The organism is Pseudomonas sp. SP16.1 (assembly GCF_052682975.1).
Window position 1 is genome coordinate 2,978,520 of sequence record NZ_JBQYFZ010000001.1, and the last position, 17,707, is coordinate 2,996,226.

General features: G+C 66.9%; 13 protein-coding genes. 4 read left to right on the top strand and 9 right to left on the bottom strand.

What is annotated here, in order from left to right; translation table 11 throughout:
• Positions 1–20: 20 nt before the first annotated feature.
• Positions 21–2,168: a fatty acid oxidation complex subunit alpha FadB gene (fadB, locus tag ACUTAF_RS14240; protein WP_445580558.1), complete on the bottom strand. Its 2,148-nt coding sequence runs from the start codon at positions 2,166–2,168 to the stop codon at positions 21–23.
• 469 nt (positions 2,169–2,637) lie between these two features.
• On the opposite strand from fadB, the gene ACUTAF_RS14245 reads away from it, so the two are divergent.
• Together ACUTAF_RS14245 and ACUTAF_RS14250 are read left to right on the top strand one after the other, a co-directional pair.
• Entirely contained in the window at positions 2,638–3,459 is an 822-nt protein-coding gene (locus ACUTAF_RS14245) for a hypothetical protein (RefSeq protein ID WP_445580559.1), read from the top strand.
• A gap of 158 nt (positions 3,460–3,617) precedes the next feature.
• Positions 3,618–4,067 carry a universal stress protein gene (locus tag ACUTAF_RS14250; RefSeq protein WP_445582453.1) on the top strand — a complete coding sequence of 150 codons (450 nt, stop codon included), beginning with the start codon at positions 3,618–3,620 and terminating at the stop codon, positions 4,065–4,067.
• Between the two features lie 68 nt (positions 4,068–4,135).
• Here the strand turns inward: ACUTAF_RS14250 and ACUTAF_RS14255 are convergent, their stop codons facing one another.
• Together ACUTAF_RS14255 and ACUTAF_RS14260 are read right to left on the bottom strand one after the other, a co-directional pair.
• A complete protein-coding gene (locus ACUTAF_RS14255; RefSeq protein ID WP_445580560.1) occupies positions 4,136–4,822 on the bottom strand; it encodes a DUF6901 family protein in 687 nt (228 codons plus the stop codon).
• 20 nt (positions 4,823–4,842) lie between these two features.
• Positions 4,843–6,762 carry an ATP-binding cassette domain-containing protein gene (locus tag ACUTAF_RS14260; protein WP_445580561.1) on the bottom strand — a complete coding sequence of 640 codons (1,920 nt, stop codon included), beginning with the start codon at positions 6,760–6,762 and terminating at the stop codon, positions 4,843–4,845.
• A gap of 245 nt (positions 6,763–7,007) precedes the next feature.
• Here ACUTAF_RS14260 and ACUTAF_RS14265 point away from each other — a divergent pair, with 245 nt between their 5' ends.
• Complete coding sequence (locus tag ACUTAF_RS14265; protein WP_445580562.1) at positions 7,008–8,936, top strand: transglycosylase SLT domain-containing protein; 1,929 nt, start codon at positions 7,008–7,010, stop codon at positions 8,934–8,936.
• Positions 8,937–8,993: 57 nt separating this feature from the next.
• On the opposite strand, the gene ACUTAF_RS14270 is transcribed toward ACUTAF_RS14265, so the two are convergent.
• The 3 genes from ACUTAF_RS14270 to yegS form a co-directional block, all read right to left on the bottom strand.
• Positions 8,994–9,800, bottom strand: a complete 807-nt coding sequence (locus tag ACUTAF_RS14270; protein ID WP_445580563.1) for an MOSC domain-containing protein — start codon at positions 9,798–9,800, stop codon at positions 8,994–8,996.
• Between the two features lie 93 nt (positions 9,801–9,893).
• A complete protein-coding gene (locus ACUTAF_RS14275) occupies positions 9,894–10,826 on the bottom strand; it encodes a chemotaxis protein CheV (protein WP_445580564.1) in 933 nt (310 codons plus the stop codon).
• A 103-nt stretch (positions 10,827–10,929) separates the two neighbouring features.
• On the bottom strand, positions 10,930–11,826 hold the full coding sequence (gene yegS / locus ACUTAF_RS14280; RefSeq protein WP_445580565.1) for a lipid kinase YegS: 897 nt from the start codon (positions 11,824–11,826) through the stop codon (positions 10,930–10,932).
• 177 nt (positions 11,827–12,003) lie between these two features.
• Between yegS and ACUTAF_RS14285 the strand changes: the two genes are divergently transcribed.
• Positions 12,004–12,702, top strand: a complete 699-nt coding sequence (locus tag ACUTAF_RS14285; protein WP_445580566.1) for a pirin family protein — start codon at positions 12,004–12,006, stop codon at positions 12,700–12,702.
• Between the two features lie 117 nt (positions 12,703–12,819).
• On the opposite strand, the gene ACUTAF_RS14290 is transcribed toward ACUTAF_RS14285, so the two are convergent.
• Genes ACUTAF_RS14290 through ACUTAF_RS14300 form a run of 3 tightly spaced genes read right to left on the bottom strand, consistent with a single transcriptional unit; the run spans position 12,820 to position 17,594 of the window.
• The gene (locus ACUTAF_RS14290; RefSeq protein WP_445580567.1) at positions 12,820–14,406 is read right to left on the bottom strand and encodes an FGGY-family carbohydrate kinase; all 1,587 of its coding nucleotides are present in this window, start codon (positions 14,404–14,406) and stop codon (positions 12,820–12,822) included.
• Positions 14,407–14,424: 18 nt separating this feature from the next.
• Complete coding sequence (locus tag ACUTAF_RS14295) at positions 14,425–15,996, bottom strand: glycerol-3-phosphate dehydrogenase/oxidase (RefSeq protein ID WP_445580568.1); 1,572 nt, start codon at positions 15,994–15,996, stop codon at positions 14,425–14,427.
• A gap of 2 nt (positions 15,997–15,998) precedes the next feature.
• A complete protein-coding gene (locus tag ACUTAF_RS14300; protein ID WP_445580569.1) occupies positions 15,999–17,594 on the bottom strand; it encodes an FAD-binding oxidoreductase in 1,596 nt (531 codons plus the stop codon).
• Between the last annotated feature and the right edge of the window lie 113 nt (positions 17,595–17,707).

Genomic DNA, 17,707 nt, shown 5'->3' on the forward strand with positions numbered 1-17,707 from the left:
TCGCTCTAGTCGTTGCGCGCTTAACCGAAGAACTTCTGGCCCTTGGCGGCCATTTCGCGAAGCTTGGCGGTCGGGTGGTACAGCGCGCCAAGGTCGGCGTACTTGTCGGCCAGGGCGACGAACTCGGCCACACCGATCGAGTCGATGTAGCGCAGCGCACCGCCGCGGAAGGGAGGGAAGCCGATGCCGTAGATCAGCCCCATGTCGGCCTCGGCTGCGGTGTCGACGATGCCGTCTTCCAGGCAACGAACGGTTTCCAGGCACAGCGGGATCATCATGAAGTTGATGATGTCCTCGTCGGTGACTTCACGCTCTTCGACCACGATGGACTTGAGCAGCTCGTAGGCAGCCGGGTCGGAGACCTTCTTCGGCTTGCCACGCTTGTCGGTCTCGTAGGCATAGAAGCCCTTGCCATTCTTCTGGCCCAGACGATTGGCTTCGTACATCACGTCGACCGCAGTCTTGCCTTCCACAGCCATGCGGTCCGGGAAGCCTTCGGCCATCACGTCACGACCGTGGTGGCCGGTGTCGATGCCGACCACGTCGGAGAGATAAGCCGGGCCCATGGGCCAGCCGAACTTCTCCATGACCTTGTCGATGCGCACGAAGTCGACACCGAAGCCCAGCAGCTTGGAGAAGCCGCCGAAGTACGGGAACAGCACGCGATTGACCAGAAAGCCCGGGCAGTCGTTGACCACGATCGGGTTCTTGCCCATCTTCTTGGCGTAGGCCACGGTGGTGGCCACGGCCACTTCGCTGGACTTCTCGCCACGGATGACTTCGACCAGCGGCATCATGTGCACCGGGTTGAAGAAGTGCATGCCGACGAAGTTTTCCGGACGCTTGAGCGCCTGAGCCAGCAGGCTGATGGAGATGGTCGAGGTGTTGGAGGCGAGGATGGCGTCTTCACGCACCACGCCTTCCACCTCGGCCAGCACGATCTGCTTGACCTTGGGGTTCTCGACCACGGCTTCGACGACGATGTCGACGTTGCCGAAGTCGCCGTAGGACATGGTCGGACGGATGGCGTTGAGGGCCTCGGCCATCTTCGCCGGGGTCATGCGACCCTTCTCGACGCGCTTGCCGAGCAGCTTGGAAGCCTCGCTCAGGCCCATCTGGATACCCTCTTCGCGGATATCCTTCATCAGGATCGGGGTGCCCTTGGAGGCCGACTGGTAGGCGATGCCGCCGCCCATGATGCCGGCGCCGAGTACGGCAGCCAGTTTCACGTCGCGGGCGATTTCGTCGTGGTGCTTGGCCTTCTTCTTCAGCTCCTGATCGTTGAGGAACAGGCCGATCAGGCTCTCGGCGACCGAGGTCTTGGCCAGCTTGACGAAGCCGGCGGCCTCGACTTCCAGCGCCTTGTCACGGCCGAAGTTGGCGGCCTTCTGGATGGTCTTGATCGCCTCGACCGGGGCCGGGTAGTTCGGGCCGGCCTGGCCGGCAACGAAGCCCTTGGCGGTCTCGAAGCACATCATCTGCTCGATGGCGTTGAGTTTGAGCTTTTCCAGCTTGGGCTGACGCTTGGCCTTGTAGTCCAGCTCGCCGGAGATGGCGCGCTTGACCAGGTCCAGCGCGGCTTCCTTGAGCTTGGCGGGAGCGACCACGGCGTCGACGGCGCCTACCTTGAGGGCGTCGGCGGCGCGGTTTTCCTTGCCAGAGGCGATCCACTCGACGGCATTGTCGGTACCGATCACGCGCGGCAGGCGCACGGTGCCGCCGAAGCCCGGGTAGATGCCCAGTTTGACTTCCGGCAGGCCGATCTTGGCGGTCTCGCTCATCACCCGGTAGTCGCCGGCCAGGCACATCTCGAAACCGCCGCCCAGGGCGATGCCATTGATGGCGACCACGGTGGGCACGGCGAGGTCTTCGAAATCGCTGAAGATCTTGTTGGCTTCCAGGTTGCCAGCCACCAGCTCTGCGTCGGGCAGTTTGAAGTTGTCGACGAATTCGGTGATATCCGCACCGACGATGAACACGTCCTTGCCACTGGTGACAATCACGCCCTTGATCGAACCGTCGGCCTTGATCGCGTCGACGGCGGCGCGCAGGTCGTTGAGGGTAAGACGGTTGAATTTGTTGACGGACTCACCCTTGAGGTCGAAGTTCAATTCGACGATGCCGCTCTCAAGAGCCTTAACCGTGATGGCTTTACCTTCGTAAATCATCAACTGATCTCCACGGTATGGAAGCTGAACAGTACACATCGGAGCCGACCGGCGGGCTCTCCCGCGACGATGCCGTCGAGAATAGCCCCAATCAGCCTGGCACACCCGCCGACGCGATAATCGGGCTGCATAAGGAGGCGCCTTTCCAGGCAAACGCTCAATTCATACGCCCGTTTGATTTGGGTGTGCACACCATCGGGGATATGCCTGCGTTTGTCAATTGGCCTTCTCGTTCGGTTTCCCTCGCGACTTCCGCAACCCGGGCTCGACGCAGTGTCACCGCGCAGCGAATAAGCACCGTGGATGCAGCATCATTTCGCCACCTGCCGGGGCGATAGCGTCCAGCCAGCAGTGCCTAGCCAAATCATCATGCGCCGGGTACAGTCGTCCCAGTTTCGGCTGGCATCGCGCCAGCGGGATTAGACAGCACAACAAATCGAGCCCCTCGATGGGCCACACGGAGTCATCCATGTCGAGCCATCGCTCGCTTGCCTCTCCCCTGGGCGTCCTGGTCGCCTTGCTTCTCGGCATTGCCGCCTCCCCCCTGCTTGCCGCCGCGCCGGCCGATGACCTGTTGCGCCTGCATCAACTGCGCCTGGCGACGCAGAGAAGCCTGGGCGATTTCTATATGTACAACGGTATGGAAGGCGACCAGCGCTACGCGCGGACGATCGGCGAGTCGCTGCAGCAGGCGCAGAGCCGCCTGGATGAGCTCGACCAAATGCCGGGCGAAGGCTCCAAGACGCTGTACGCCGGGCTGCAGCGCGAATGGCAGAGCTACCGTGACGGCCTGCAGATGCTGCTGGAAGCCATGCGCAAGCAGGGCTACACCGACCTGCAGCCAGTCGCCGACCTGGCCGACCACAACCAGCGCCTGATGGCCATCAGTGCCGAGCTGTACCGCAAGATGCAGGAGGAAAGCGGCTATAGCGTGCCGCCAATGACTCAGCGCAGCCGCGAACAGAGCCTGCTGATGCAGGGCATCGCCCTGGACTACGCGTCGCGTAGCGCCTCGGTCGGCGGCAGCTTCTTCGGCGGCGGCGGCGAGCGAGCCATCGACGAACTGGCGGGAGAGTTCAACAGCGGACTCGACAAGCTCAACCGTGCACGGCAAAACACCCCAGAGATCACCTCAGATCTTCGCGCAATCACTACAAAATGGCGCTATATCGAGAAGTCGCTGCTCAACTACAACGAAAACACCGTGCCCTTTCTGGTCAACAAGTACGCCGACAGCATCATCGCGAGCCTGGAAGGCGTATCCGCCCAGTACGCCGCCAGCCAGCATTGATGGCGCCATGGTTTCCGGCCTGCCTGGCCCGATTCAGGCCCGGTGCTTGCACCGGGCCTTTCTTTGCCGGTGCCGCGCCGGCTCGACGAGCGCCCGCAGCCGGCGCAAAGGGGCCATACTTGATGCAGAGCCATCCCTACCTTAGCGAGGACTTCACCATGCCCTACCAGCATATTCTGGTCGCCGTCGACCTGACCGAGGAGTGCGACCCCGTCGTCGTTCGTGCACAGAAGCTGGCCAAGGCCAGTGGCGCCAAGATGTCTCTGGTGCATATCGTCGAACCCATGGCCATGGCCTTCGGCGGCGACGTGCCGATGGACCTGTCGATGCTGCAGCAACAGCAGTTCGAACAGGCACGCGAACGTCTGGACAGCTTCACCGGCAAGTACCCGGAGCTCACCGCCGATCAGCGCCACCTGGCCTATGGCCAGCCGCGTCAGGAAATCCATCGCCTGGCCGAAGAGCAGGGTTGCGACCTGATCGTGGTCGGCAGCCACGGCCGTCACGGCCTGGCGCTGCTGCTCGGCTCCACCGCCAACGACGTGCTGCACGGCGCGCCCTGCGACGTACTCGCGGTTCGCCTGAAGAAGGCGGAAAAAGGCGCCTGAGGCCCGGCACACCGCGCGCACCTCCAGCAGGTGCGCACGGCGCCCCCCCGGCAGAGATCGCCGATGCCTCAGTCGAACGATTCGCCCGCGCTCATCACCAGCGGGCGAATCTTCTGCAACTGGGTCTCCAGCGACACCGTCATGCTCGAGGACATCGAGAAGAAGGTGAGAAAGGCCTTGAGGTTGGAGTCGCCCTCGCAGGTGTCGTGGATGCGCTGCCAGAACGCCTGGTTGACCAGTTTGAGCTGCTGGAACAGACGCACCAGGCCCTTGAGTTCCCAGTCGGCCAGGCGCCCCTCGCGCATATTGAAGTACTGCCGCGACAGGTACAGCGATACCGCACGCAGGATGAACTCCTGATTGCTGGCAAACGGCAGGTGGTTGTGCGCCATCGGCCGCAGCCTGCCCAGTACCGGGCAGGCGCTGGTGGCCATGATCACCCCCAGCAGGGCCCGCAACCCCTCTTCCAGGCCGACCTGCTTGGTGTACTCGCGTTCCGGCGTGCGCACCCAGACGCTGACCTTCTTGAATGCCGGCAGGCCGCGGAAATCCTCGATCACCCGGTGCAGATCGACTGCCGCCGGGCAATGGCGGAACTGCTCGCGAGCGAGCGGGCAATTGCTGCACTGTTGATGCCCCAGCCGCGTCCAGGCCGGGGCCTGCTGCGCCTGCTCGGGATCATATTCACGGCTCAGCTCGATCCTGTAGCTGAACTGATGATTGTCGTCGAGCGTAATCCGATACTCGATGGCCATGCGCTTCTCCGCCTTCTCGCTCAGGCTTCCAGTTCTGCCCAACGCTCCAACAGTCCATCCAGCTCCTGCTGGAGACTGTCGAGGCGCGCCAATACCTCCGTGGTGGTCTGTACGGGCTGCTGGTAGAAGCCCGGTTCGGCGATCTGCTCCTGCAGAGCGGCCATCTGCGCCTCCAGGGCATCGATCTGCCCGGGAATCGCCTCCAACTCACGCTGTAACTTGTAGCTCAGTTTCTTTTTCGCCGGTTCGGCGCTCTCCTGCACTGGCGCGACCGGCGCCGGCGCTTCGACCACCGCGCTGGCCAGCTCGGCCTTGCCCGACTTGGTCTCACCGACGCCGAGCAGGCGCGGCGAACCGCCCTGGCGCAGCCAATCCTGGTAACCGCCGACGTACTCGCGCACCTTGCCCTCGCCCTCGAACACCAGGGTGCTGGTGACCACGTTGTCGAGGAAGGCCCGGTCGTGGCTAACCATCAGCACCGTGCCGGGGAAATTCAGCAGCACTTCCTCGAGCAGCTCCAGGGTTTCCACGTCCAGATCGTTGGTCGGTTCGTCGAGCACCAGCAGGTTGGCCGGCTTGCTGAACAGCTTGGCGAGCAACAGTCGTGCCCGTTCGCCGCCGGACAGCGCCTTGACTGGCGTGCGCGCCCGCTGCGGGCTGAACAGGAAATCGCCCAGGTAGCTCAGTACGTGGCGACTCTGGCCGTCGATGCTGATGAAGTCGCGCCCCTCGGCGACGTTGTCGATCACCGTCTTCTCCGGGTCGAGCTGGTGACGCAATTGGTCGAAATACGCCACTTCCAGTTTGGTGCCGATCTCGATGCTACCGCCGGTCGGCTGCAGATCGCCGAGCAGCAGCTTGAGCAGCGTGGTCTTGCCGGTGCCGTTGGCGCCGAGCAGGCCGATGCGGTCGCCGCGTTGCAGGACCATGGAGAAGTCCTTGACCAGCAGCGGCCCGCCGGCATGGGCGAAACTGACGTTCTCCGCCACCATCACCTGCTTGCCGGACTTGTCCGCGGTTTCCAGGGCGATGCTTGCCTTGCCCTGGCGCTCGCGCCGTTCGGCGCGTTCGGCGCGCATCGCCTTGAGCGCCCGCACGCGCCCCTCGTTGCGGGTGCGGCGGGCCTTGATGCCCTGGCGAATCCACACTTCCTCCTGGGCCAGGCGCTTGTCGAACAGCGCGTTGGCGGTCTCTTCTGCCGCCAGCTGCTGCTCCTTGTGTACCAGAAAGCTGGCGTAGTCGCCGTTCCAATCGATCAGCCCGCCACGGTCCAGTTCGAGGATGCGCGTGGCCAGGTTCTGCAGGAAGGAACGGTCGTGGGTGATGAACAGCACCGCGCCGCCGAAATCCTTCAGCGCCTCTTCCAGCCAGGCGATGGCGCCGATGTCCAGGTGGTTGGTCGGCTCGTCGAGCAGCAGCAGATCCGGCTCGGAAACCAGCGCCTGGGCCAGCAGCACGCGGCGGCGCCAGCCACCGGAGAGCTCGGCGAGGGTCTTGTCGGCCGGCAGTTGCAGGCGGCTCAGGGTGCTATCGACCAGTTGCTGCAGGCGCCAGCCATCCTTGGCTTCCAGCTCCTGCTGCACGTGCATCAGTTGCTCGAGATCGTCATCGCCGTGGATGTTCTGCGCCAGATGGTGATAGCGCGCCAGCAGCTCGCCGACGCCGGCCAGGCCCTCGGCCACCACGTCGAATACCGTGCGCTCGTCGGCGCGCGGCAACTCCTGCGGCAACTCGCCGATCTTCAGCCCCGGGGCACGCCAGATCTCGCCGTCGTCGGGCATTTGGTCGCCCTTGACCAGGCGCAGCATGCTCGACTTGCCGGTGCCGTTGCGCCCGATGATGCACACCCGCTCGCCCCGCGCGATCTGCCAGGACACCCCGTCGAGCAGGGGCGTGGCGCCATAGGCGAGGGATACGTCGGCGAACTTGAGCAGGGTCATGGGCATCTCCGGAAACAGGCGGCGCATTCTACCCGAGTTGCCGGGGCGCTGTGGCCGTTTCGACGAGCCGGCGACCTGGCCGAGAGCCGGTTGCTGGCGACGCCCATGAAAGGCTCCGGGCGTTCTTTGCCACATGTGTCCGCCGGGCGCGTCGGCATTCACCGCGCCCCGGCGAACAGCTAAGCTAAACCCATGCAACGGGATGGAAGCCGTTGCCCCTTCACCTGCTCGTTTCTGGAAGTGCCATGCGCAGTCGCCTTGTTTCCGTCGTTTCCTGCCTGATTCTCACCACCCTCTGCCTGGCCGATGCGCAAGCCGCCAATCTGGCGCAACAGCGCCAGTACTACGACGAGGCCAAGCGTGCCCTGGCCAAGGGCGACAGCGGCCCGTACCAGCGCTACGCGGCCGCCCTGCGCGACTATCCACTGACGCCCTACCTGGCCTACGACGAGCTGACCAACCGGTTGAAATCGGCGAGCAACGCCGAGATCGAGAAATTCCTCGCCGAGCATGGCGACCTGCCGCAGGCCAGCTGGATGAAGCTGCGCTGGCTGCGCTGGCTGGCCGAGCGCGGCGACTGGCAGCCGTTCCTCGCCCACTACGATCCGGCGCTCAACTTCACCGAGCTGGACTGCCTCTATGGCCAGTACCAGCTGAGCCACGGCCTGAGCGCCGAAGGCAACGCCACGGCGGAGAAGCTCTGGCTGGTGGGCAAGTCGCAGCCCAATGCCTGCGACCCGCTGTTCGCGCGCTGGGCCGCCGATGGCCAGCTCACCGAACAACGCCGCTGGCAGCGCGCCAAGCTGGCGGTGGAGGCCGGCAGCTACGGCCTGGCCAATCACCTGAGCAAGAGCATGCCTACCCTCGGCGCACGCGCCAGGCTGATGGTCGAGGTGGCGCAGAAACCGCATCTGCTCAAACAGCCCGAGCGTTTCGCCGCGACCGACGCGGCGATGGCCGATGTGGTCGGCCTCGGCCTGCGCCGCCTGGCCCGGCAGAGTCCCGAGGACGCCCTGAGCCTGCTGGACGGCTATGCCCGGCGCATGGAGTTCTCCCGGGACGAACAGGTGGCCATCGCCCGGCAGATCGGCCTGACCCTGGCCAAGCGCTTCGACATGCGCGGCCTGCAGGTGATGGCCAAGTACGACCCCGAACTGCGCGATAACACCGTCAGCGAGTGGCGCGCGCGCCTGCTGCTGCGCCATGGCCGCTGGGACGAGGCCCATCAGTTGACCCAGCGCATGCCGGCCGACCTGGCCAGCAGCAATCGCTGGCGCTACTGGAACGCACGCAGCCTGCAACTGGCGCAGCCCAATAGCCAACAACCGGTGGCCCTCTACCAGGCCCTGGCCAAGGAGCGCGACTTCTACGGCTTCATGGCCGCGGACCAGGTCAAGGCTCCCTATCAGCTCAACAACCAGCCGCTGGCGCTCGATCCCAGGGTGGTGCAGAAGGTGCGCAGCACGGCCGGCATTCGCCGCGCCCTGGAGTTCCACCATCGCGGCCAGATCGTCGATGGCCGTCGCGAGTGGTACCACGTCAGCCGCCTGTTCAGCCGCGACGAGCTGGTCGCCCAGGCGCGCCTGGCCTACGAGATGCAGTGGTACTTCCCGGCCATTCGCACCATCAGCCAGGCGCAGTACTGGGACGATCTGGACGTGCGCTTCCCCATGGCCCACCGCGACCAGCTGGTGCGCGAGGCCAAGCGCCGCGAGCTGCATTCGAGCTGGGTGTTCGCCATCACCCGCCAGGAAAGCGCGTTCATGGCCGATGCCCGCTCGCACGTCGGCGCCATGGGTCTGATGCAGCTGATGCCGGCCACCGCCAAGGAAACCGCGCGCAAGTTCGGCATTCGCCTGGCCTCGCCGCAGCAGGCGCTCAACCCGGACGTCAACATTCAGCTGGGTGCGGCCTACCTGAGCCAGGTCTACGGCCAGTTCAACGGCAACCGCATCCTCGCCTCGGCCGCCTACAACGCCGGTCCCGGCCGCGTGCGCCAGTGGCTGCGCGGCGCCGATCACCTGAGCTACGACGTTTGGGTGGAGAACATCCCGTTCGACGAGACCCGCCAGTACGTGCAGAACGTGCTGTCCTACTCGGTGATCTACGGCCAGAAACTGGGCGCGCCGCACCCGCTGGTGGCCTGGCACGAGCGCTATTTCGACGATCAGTGAAAGGCGGTCCCTCGGCAGGCTGCGCCCTGCGCAGCTGGCCGAGGGCTTGGTGCGACGCTACTCCAGCACCTCGACCGGCATCCCGAGCTGCAGCTCGCCGACGCCGCGCGGCAGCAGGTTCTGGCCGAAATACACCTGCCCCTCGCGCTCGCGGTAGGTCTTGAGCGTGGCCAGGGGTTCGCGGTCGGCGCTGCGCTCGCCGGTCTGCGGGTCCACCGTGGTGAGAATGCAGCGCGAGCAGCCCTTGGCCACCTCGAATTCCAGCTCGCCGATGCGGATGCGTTTCCAGCCGTCCTCGGCGTAGGCCGCGCTGCCGGCGACCACCAGGTTGGGGCGAAAACGCAGCATGGCGAGCGGCCGACCGACCCGCGCCGCCAGGTCGTCCAGCGACGCCTGGCCGATCAACAGCAGCGGAAAACCGTCGGCGAAAGCCACCCGGTCGCCCGGCTGGGCGTAGGCGGTGTCGACCTGCCGCGCCCGCTCCTGCGGCACCTGCACCAGGCGACAGGCACGCCCCAGCAGCTCGCTGAGCCAGGCCGCCGCCTCGTCGCCGGCATCCGGCACGCGCAGGTTGTCGCGCCACACCGTGACCCCACGCAGATTCTCCTCGGGTTCGGGCAGCGCCACACTCAGCTCCGCACGGCCCGGCGCGCTCAGGGTCAGGCCGCCGCGCGCGTCGTACAGGGCGCCGAGCTGGCTCATCTGCGGCAGAAGGCGCTGGGTGATGAAGCGGCCACTCTCGGCTTCGACCACCATCCAGCGGCGGTCGCCATGCAGGCCCAGGCCGTCGACCGCGCTGCGCTGCAGCGCCTCGCCTCGGCCGGACTTGAGCGGATAACGGTACAGCTCCGAGAGACTCAGCATGGGTCGGCTTCCTGTCGGCAAAACGCCCTTATACGAGCTGGCGGCGCGGCTCACAAGCGCCGCTGCCGCACTATTCCAGGAAGCGGGGCAGGATCAGCGCGGCTCGTCCAGCTCCAGACGCTGGCGAATCACGTCGACCAGCTTGTCCGGCTGGAACTTGGAGAGGAAGTTGTCGCAACCGACCTTCTTCACCATGGCCTCGTTGAAACTGCCCGACAGCGAGGTGTGCAGCACCACGTAAAGATCCTTCAGGCGAGGATCGTTGCGGATCTCGCTGGTCAGGCGGTAGCCGTCCATTTCCGGCATTTCCGCGTCGGTGAAGATCATCAGCAGCTTGTCGGTCATCACCTCGCCGCTGTCGGCCCATTTCTTCAATAGATTGAGGGCCTTGAGGCCGTCGCTGGCCATATGCATGCGCACGCCCAGCTGCGACAGGGTATCGCGCAGCTGGCTGAGGGCCACGCTGGAGTCGTCCACCAGCAGCACCTCGCGGCCACGGGCCTTCTCCAGCAGCGGGTCGGCGAGCTTTTCGGCGGAAACCCTGGTGCTCATCGGCACGATCTCGGCCAGCACCTTCTCCACGTCGATCACTTCGACGATCTGCTCCTCGACCTTGGTGATGGCGGTCAGGTAGTGCTGGCGGCCGGCGCCCCCGGGCGGCGGCTGGATCGATTCCCAGTTGAGGTTGAGGATGCGGTCGACGCTACCGACCAGGAAGGCCTGCACCGAGCGGTTGTACTCGGTGACGATGATGGTGCTGCGCTCGTCCGGCACCAGCGGGCGCATGCCGATGGCCTGCGACAGGTCGATCACCGGCAGGGTCTGGCCGCGCAGGGTGACCACGCCGCAGACGAATGGATGGCGCTGCGGCATCAGGGTCAGCCTGGGCAGCTGCAGCACCTCCTGCACCTTGAACACGTTGATCGCGAACAGCTGGCGCCCGGCCAGGCGGAACATGAGGATTTCCAGGCGGTTCTCACCAACCAGTTGGGTGCGCTGATCTACTGAATCGAGGATGCCGGCCATTGCGCGCTCCTGAAGTGTTAAGACGAGTCTGGCGTCAGGTTATCGGCCGCGCGCGCTGCCGCTGGAGCGCTGTTGGCGTGGCGCCATCATGCCTGAGCGTCCCTCAGCCGCCAAGCAAGGGCGAATCGGCCGGCAGGTGCATGCGCAACGCCGCCGCACGGGTCTCGAAGCGCAGCCGACTGCTCTGCGTCGGTTCGCCATCGAGGTTCAAGGCCAGGCCCTCCGGGGCCTCCAGTTCGACCAGCGGCAGCCGGGTGCGGATCGACACCGTCTCCAGGCCGAGCATGCCGCCCGACAGCAGGGTGCCCAGCGTCGCCGGAATGTCCTGCGGCGCCGGCACGATGCACAGATCCAGCATCCCGTCGTCCGCCAGCGCCTCCGGGCACAGCACATGCCCGCCGCCGGCCTGGCGACCGTTGCCGATGCCCATGGCGAGAAAATCCCCCTCCCACTCGAAACCCGGCCCGCGGAAGCGACCGTACGCCGAGCGCAACTCGGCGAAACGGCCGAGGCCGGTGAGCAGGTAGGCGGCGCCGCCGAAGACCTTCTTCAGCTCCTCCGAGGTATGCGCGGTGACGGTGGAGCCGAAGCCGCCGGTAGCCATATTGACGAATACGCGCCCGCCCGCCAGGCCCAGATCCACCGGGCGCGGCGCCTCCTCGAGCAGCGCGAGCGCCTCGGCCGCGACCAGCGGCACGCCGGCGGCGCGGGCGAAATCGTTGGCGGTGCCCAGCGGCAACATGGCCAGACTGGCGTCGGCCCGGGCCTCGAGCATGGCCTCGGCGACATCGCGCAACGTGCCGTCGCCGCCACCGCTGATCAGGATCGGATACGCCGCCGCCAGCCCCTCCTGCACCAGGCGCCGGGCATCGCCCGACTCCCAGGTCAGGCGCACCGCCAGCTGCCAACCGCGCTCGCGCAGTTCGGCCACCGCTGCCCGCACCTCCTCGTTCAGCGCCTGCTTGCCGTGCAGGATCAGCCAGGCCTTGCGCTTACCCATGATCGTCATCCTCCGATGGACGTAGATACCAGCCTGATGGCTCTGCGCCGGACAAGATATCTAAATATTAGATTGTTATGTCGAAATAATTGCGCTTTTAAATCGATAAATATAAACAGACTATAGCGCCATCGACTTGCCCGGGACTGAGCCCGCGGCATGACTGGAGGATTGACCATGATCGAAGTACGTCCGTTCGCCCAACTCGGTGGCGCCCATCACGGCTGGCTCAATGCCCGTCATCACTTCTCCTTCGCCGAGTACCACGACCCCGCGCGGATGAACTGGGGCCGCCTGCGGGTGTGGAACGACGACGAGATCGCCCCGCACTCGGGCTTCCCGCCGCATCCGCACCGCGACATGGAGATCATCACCTACGTGCGCCAGGGCGCGATCACTCATCAGGACAACCTGGGCAACCAGGGCCGTACCGAGGCCGGCGACGTGCAGGTGATGAGCGCCGGCACCGGCATCGCCCACAGCGAGTACAACCTGGAGGACGAGACCACCAGGATCTTCCAGATCTGGATCCAGCCGACCCAGGCCGGCCTGCCGCCGTCCTGGGGTGCCAAACCCTTCCCCAAGGGGGATCGTGCCGGTGCCTTCGTCACCCTGGCCAGCGGCTACGAGGAAGACGCCGACGCCCTGCGCATTCGTACCGATGCGCGTCTGGTGGCGGCCACGGTCAAGGCCGGGCAGAGCGCCGAGTATGTTCTGCAACCCGGGCGCAAGGCCTATCTGGTGGGCGCGACCGGCGCCTTCAGGGTCAACGGCGTGGCCGCCCAGGCGCGCGACGGCGTGGCCATCGCCGACGAGGCGCTGATCCGCATCGAGGCGCAGGAAGACAGCGAGATCGTGCTGGTGGATGTGGCCTGAAGCAGAACCAACCGCCCTCCGCTCCGGAGGGCGATCTTTTTGTAGGAGCCAGCTTGCTGGCGATCATCGATTAACGGCATCGCCAGCAAGCTGGCTCCTACGACATCTCCGACAACCTCAGGCCGGATAGCCGGTGATCTTGCGGATGCGCTGGTACAGCGGTTTGAGCTGGCGGTACATGCGCTGGTAGACCTGCCCGTACAGCTGCTGGTAGATGCGCTGCGCCGCCGGGTCGGGATGAAATACCCGGCCGACGCGGGTCATCGCGGCGATGGCGCTCGGGTAGTCAACATGCAGGCCCAGGCCCACTGCGCAGTTGATCGCCGCGCCCAGGCCGCTGGTTTCGTACAGGTGCGGGCGCTCGGCCGGCAGGCCGAAGATGTCGGCGGTCAGCTGCATCGCCGCATCGCTCTGCGAACCGCCGCCGGACACACGCAGGCGCTCGATACGGGTGCCCGAGCGTTTCTCGATGCGCTCCTTACCCTGGCGCAGGGCGTAGGCCAATCCCTCCAGAATCGCCCGGTACAGGTGGGCGCGGGTATGCACGTCGCCAAAGCCGATGATCGAGCCCTTGGCCTCCAGCCCCGGCTCGCGGATACCCGGCGTCCAGTACGGCTGCAGCATCAGGCCCATGGAGCCCGGCGGCACGGCGTTGACCAGCTCGTCGAACAGCGCCTCGGGTGGCACGCCCAGCGCCTCGGCACGCTGCATCTCGCGCAGGCCGAATTCGCGCTTGAACCAGCTGACCATCCAGAAGCCGCGGTAGATCATCACCTCGGTGTTGAAGTGATCCGGCAGCGCCGCCGGGTACGGCGGGATCAGCGCGATGGTTTCCAGATAGCGACTGCGTATGGTGTTGATGGTCGCCGTGGTGCCGTAGGACAGGCACGCGGTGCCGACCTCCAGCGCGCCGGAACCCAGCACCTCGCAGGCCTTGTCGGCGCCGGCGGCGATCAGCGGCAGGCCCTCGGGAATACCGGTATGGCGGCTGGCGGCGGCCGTGATGCTGCCCAGGCGCTCGCCCGGCTTGACCAGCTCGGGCAACTGCTCGGGGCGCACCTTCAGCGCCTGCCATTTCCAGTCGCCCGGCGCGGCCCAGCGCAGGCGCTTGTAGTCGAACGGCAGGTAGGCCACGCAGCTGCTGGTGGAGTCGACGAAACGGCCGCACAGGCGCTGGGTGAGAAACCCGGATAGCAGCAGCACCTTGTGCGTGCGCGCGGCGACATCCGGCTGATGCTGGGCGACCCAGTTGACCTCGGCCTGGGCGCGGAAGTGATCCACCGCCTCCTCGGCCCGCACCAGCTTGAACAGCCAGCCCCAGGGGCCCTTGATCCGCCCATGGACCTCGGCGCGGCGCTGGTCGAGCCAGAGCATCGCCGGGCGCAACGGCGCGCCCTGTTCATCGACATGGATGATGCTGCCGCGCTGGGTGGTGACGGCGACGCCCTTGATCAGACTGCGGTCGATATCCACCTGCTGCCACAGCAGGCGGCAGGCCTCGCCGAGGCTGGCCCAGTAGTATTCCGGGTTCTGCTCGGCCCAGCCGGGCTGGCTGGAAAAGTAGGGGTCGAGCTCCACCTTGCCCTTGGCCAGCAGGTTGCCCTGGGTATCGAACAGCAGCGCGCGCACGCTCTGGGTGCCGTTGTCGATGCTCAGCAGGTAGCTTGGTTCGCTCAAGGTGCGGTCCTTATCGTGCTCGTTCATTGGTGCGCACGGCGCACCTTACGGCAAGCTATAGCAGCGCCGCCACAGCGCCAGGTAATCCGTCTCTTCCTGCTGCCAGCGCGCATCGCTCCAGCCCAGGCGCGGCTGGCACAGCGCGCGGATGCGCGGCAGCTCGGCGCGACCGCCGCCTGCCAGCAGCAGGCCCAGGCGGGTGCGGCGCAGCAGCAGATCGTCCAGGTGCAGCACCAGCTCGCCCTCGGCGGCCCAGGCCAGCTCGGCCCACAGGGTGTCGGTACCCGCGACGCAATCGCCGCCCACCTCGTCGATCAGGCGCAGTACCTCGCCCAGCTGGCGGCCATGGCGCCCGGCCAGACGGCGCTGCTGCGCCGGAGTCAATGCCGGCATCGGCGTCGGCGTACTCGAAGCGAAGACCGCGCCGCCCTGATCGTCCACCGCTTTGCCGACGAAGCCCGCACAGGCGCGCAGCACCTCCAGCGCCAGCAGGCGAAAGGTGGTCAGCTTGCCGCCGGCCAGGGTCGCGCTGCCCGGCTCGATCCACAGCGCATGCTCGCGCTTCTCGTCCGAGGGCTTGAGCCCGGCGCTGCCATCGCCCACCACCGGGCGCACGCCGGCCCAGGTCGACAGCACATCGCCGCGCGTCACCTGGGCGGTCGGGAACTGCTGGGCGCAGGCGGCCAGCAGGTAGTCGACCTCCTCGGCGCTGATGGCGGCCTCGGTGTCCAGATCGCCGGCATGATCCAGATCGGTGGTGCCGATCACCGTCGCGCCCTCCCAGGGGAAGACGAATACCGGTCTCCCATCCGCGACGTGCATAAAACTGAAGGCATGCGCCACCGGCAGGCGCCAGCCGGGCAGCAGCAGATGGCTGCCGCGCAGCGGACGAATGCGGCCATTGCCCGGCTGGCGCAGGCGATCGGCCCAGGCACCGGTGGCCTGGGCCACGGCGCGGCTGCGCAGGCGGTAGCGGTTGCCCGTCTCGACATCCTCGGCGAGCACACCGACCACCCTGCCCGCCTCGCGCAGCAACTCGACCACGCGCATGCCGTTGAGCGCCTCGCCGCCCTCGCCGCGCGCCTCGCCCAGCACGCGCTGCACCAGGCGCGCATCATCGGTCACCGCATCGAAGAAGCGCGTGCCGCCGAGCAGGCCGTCCTCGCGGATGCCCGGCGCCAGGTAACGCAGTTGCTGCAGCGGGTAGAACAGATGGTTGCGCTTGCCGGCCAGGGCGTCGTACAGACTGAGCAGGCCACCGAAGACCTTCGGCCCGGGGAAGCCGCCGCGGTAGTGCGGCATGACGAAGCTCAGCGGCTCGACCAGCCCCGGCGCCTCGCCGAGCAGGCGCTGGCGTTCGCGCACCGAGTCGCGGGTCAGCCCCAGCTGGCCCTTGGCGACGTAGCGCAGGCCGCCATGGACCATCTTCGACGAGCGGCTGGAGGTGCCCCAGGCGAAATCGCGCTGCTCCAGCAACAGGCAGCGCCAGCCGCGCCGCGCGGCTTCGCGCAGGATGCCGGCGCCGCAGATGCCGCCGCCGATCACCAGCAGATCCCAGTCACGCGCGGCCAGCTCGGGCAGGGCGCGTTCGCGCCAGGTGGCGTTCCAGGGTTCCATCTTCAGTCCTGCAGCAGCACGCCGGGAGCCAGGCGCTGCTCCGGGTCGAAATGCGTGGCCAGGCTGCGCAGCGTGGCCATGCCCAGCTCGCCCTTCTCCGCCGCCAGGTAGGGCGCGTGGTCGCGGCCGACGCCATGCTGATGGCTGATGGTGCCGCGGTTCGCGGCGATGGTGCGGCTGGCCGCCGCCTTGAGGCGCTGCCAGCGCGCCATGGCCTCGGCGTAGTCGGCGCCGGGGCGGAATACGTATGTGGTGTAGATGCTCGATCCCTCGCCGTAGACGTGCGACAGGTGGGTGAATACGTGCACCCGCTCGCCGTCGCCGGCCAGCTCGTCGCGCAGGCTGGCTTCCACCAGGTTCAGCAGCTTGTCGACGTTCGACCAGTCGGTGGCGGTCTCCAGGGTGTCCACCAGGTAGCCGCGCTCCCACAGGCCGTGGCGCAGATAGGGGAAGCGGAAGCGGTTGTGTTCCCATTTCCTGCCCAGCAGGGTGCCGGTGAACACCCCGCCGAAGCCTTTCAGCAGGCGCCGCGCCTGCTTCAGCGAGGCGGCGTTCTGCAGGCGGTTACCGGTGAGGCCGAAGGTCAGCATGCACTTGCCGTCACGCGCGCCACGCAGGGCCAGGTACTTTTCCAGCCAGGCGATCTGCCGCGGGTGGCCGGCCAGGGCCAGCTGGGTGCGGGTTTCGATGGCGTTGGACAGGCGCAGCATGGACAGCGGCACGCGTGCCTGGGCCAGACTGCGGATGGCGCTCAGCGCCTGCTGCCAGCTGGGCAGGAACACCGCGTAGAAGCGCTCCTGTTCGGCCAGGCGGCTGATGCGCACGCGCACCTCGGAGATCACCCCGAAGCGCCCTTCCGAGCCCAGCACCAGCTCGCGCAGGTCGGGGCCGGCCGCCGAGGCCGGGAAGGTGGGAATCTCCAGAGTGCCGGCGAAGGTCTCCAGCTTGCCGCCGGCGAACAGCTGCTCGATACGCCCGTAGCGCAGCGACTGCTGACCGCTGGAGCGGCTGGCCACCCAGCCGCCCAGGGTCGACAGCTCCCAGGACTGCGGGAAGTGGCCCAGGGTGTAGCCGCGCGCGCGCAGCTGGCTCTCGACCTGCGGGCCGTTGGCGCCGGGGCCGAAGGTGGCGATCAGGCTGTCCTCGTCGATCTCCAGCAGGCGCGTCATGCGCTCCAGCGACAGGGTCAGCACCGGCCGCCCACCGGCCTGCGGGTTGATATGCCCGGCCACCGAGGTGCCGCCGCCATAGGGGATCAGGGTGACGTCGTGCTGCTGCGCCCAGGCCAGCAGCTCGCGGATCTGCGCGGCGCTTTCCGGGCAGGCGACGCCGTCGGGAAACTGGCCGAACTCGCCGGAGCGCATCGCCAGCCAGTCCGGCAGGCTCTGGCCGCGGGCATGGCGCACGCGCACCTCGGCATCCTGGCTGACCAGCGGGTGCGGGGCCAGGCGCGAGGCCGGCACGCGGGCCAACACCTCCTGCAGGCTGGCGTCGGCCAGGCGCTGGCCGGGGCCGATCAGCTCGGCGAGAAAGGCCTCGCCATGGGCCGGCAGCTCTACCTCGGTGGCCTCGTCACCCCAACCGTTCCAACGTCGCATCGCATCCCCCATTCCGATCGGCACTTATGGCTGCCTATACTAGCCAGCCGCCGCCGGCCGTCACTGTCGGATCGGGCCAGCGCCTGTCGCCAATCAAGACAGCAGAACAAGAA

Bases quoted from the DNA above. Each gene is read 5' to 3' on its own strand.
- fadB (WP_445580558.1), bottom strand. From the start codon at position 2,168: ATGATTTACGAAGGTAAAGCCATCACGGTTAAGGCTCTTGAGAGCGGC.
- ACUTAF_RS14245 (WP_445580559.1), top strand. From the start codon at position 2,638: ATGTCGAGCCATCGCTCGCTTGCCTCTCCCCTGGGCGTCCTGGTCGCC.
- ACUTAF_RS14250 (WP_445582453.1), top strand. From the start codon at position 3,618: ATGCCCTACCAGCATATTCTGGTCGCCGTCGACCTGACCGAGGAGTGC.
- ACUTAF_RS14255 (WP_445580560.1), bottom strand. From the start codon at position 4,822: ATGGCCATCGAGTATCGGATTACGCTCGACGACAATCATCAGTTCAGC.
- ACUTAF_RS14260 (WP_445580561.1), bottom strand. From the start codon at position 6,762: ATGACCCTGCTCAAGTTCGCCGACGTATCCCTCGCCTATGGCGCCACG.
- ACUTAF_RS14265 (WP_445580562.1), top strand. From the start codon at position 7,008: ATGCGCAGTCGCCTTGTTTCCGTCGTTTCCTGCCTGATTCTCACCACC.
- ACUTAF_RS14270 (WP_445580563.1), bottom strand. From the start codon at position 9,800: ATGCTGAGTCTCTCGGAGCTGTACCGTTATCCGCTCAAGTCCGGCCGA.
- ACUTAF_RS14275 (WP_445580564.1), bottom strand. From the start codon at position 10,826: ATGGCCGGCATCCTCGATTCAGTAGATCAGCGCACCCAACTGGTTGGT.
- yegS (WP_445580565.1), bottom strand. From the start codon at position 11,826: ATGGGTAAGCGCAAGGCCTGGCTGATCCTGCACGGCAAGCAGGCGCTG.
- ACUTAF_RS14285 (WP_445580566.1), top strand. From the start codon at position 12,004: ATGATCGAAGTACGTCCGTTCGCCCAACTCGGTGGCGCCCATCACGGC.
- ACUTAF_RS14290 (WP_445580567.1), bottom strand. From the start codon at position 14,406: ATGAACGAGCACGATAAGGACCGCACCTTGAGCGAACCAAGCTACCTG.
- ACUTAF_RS14295 (WP_445580568.1), bottom strand. From the start codon at position 15,996: ATGGAACCCTGGAACGCCACCTGGCGCGAACGCGCCCTGCCCGAGCTG.
- ACUTAF_RS14300 (WP_445580569.1), bottom strand. From the start codon at position 17,594: ATGCGACGTTGGAACGGTTGGGGTGACGAGGCCACCGAGGTAGAGCTG.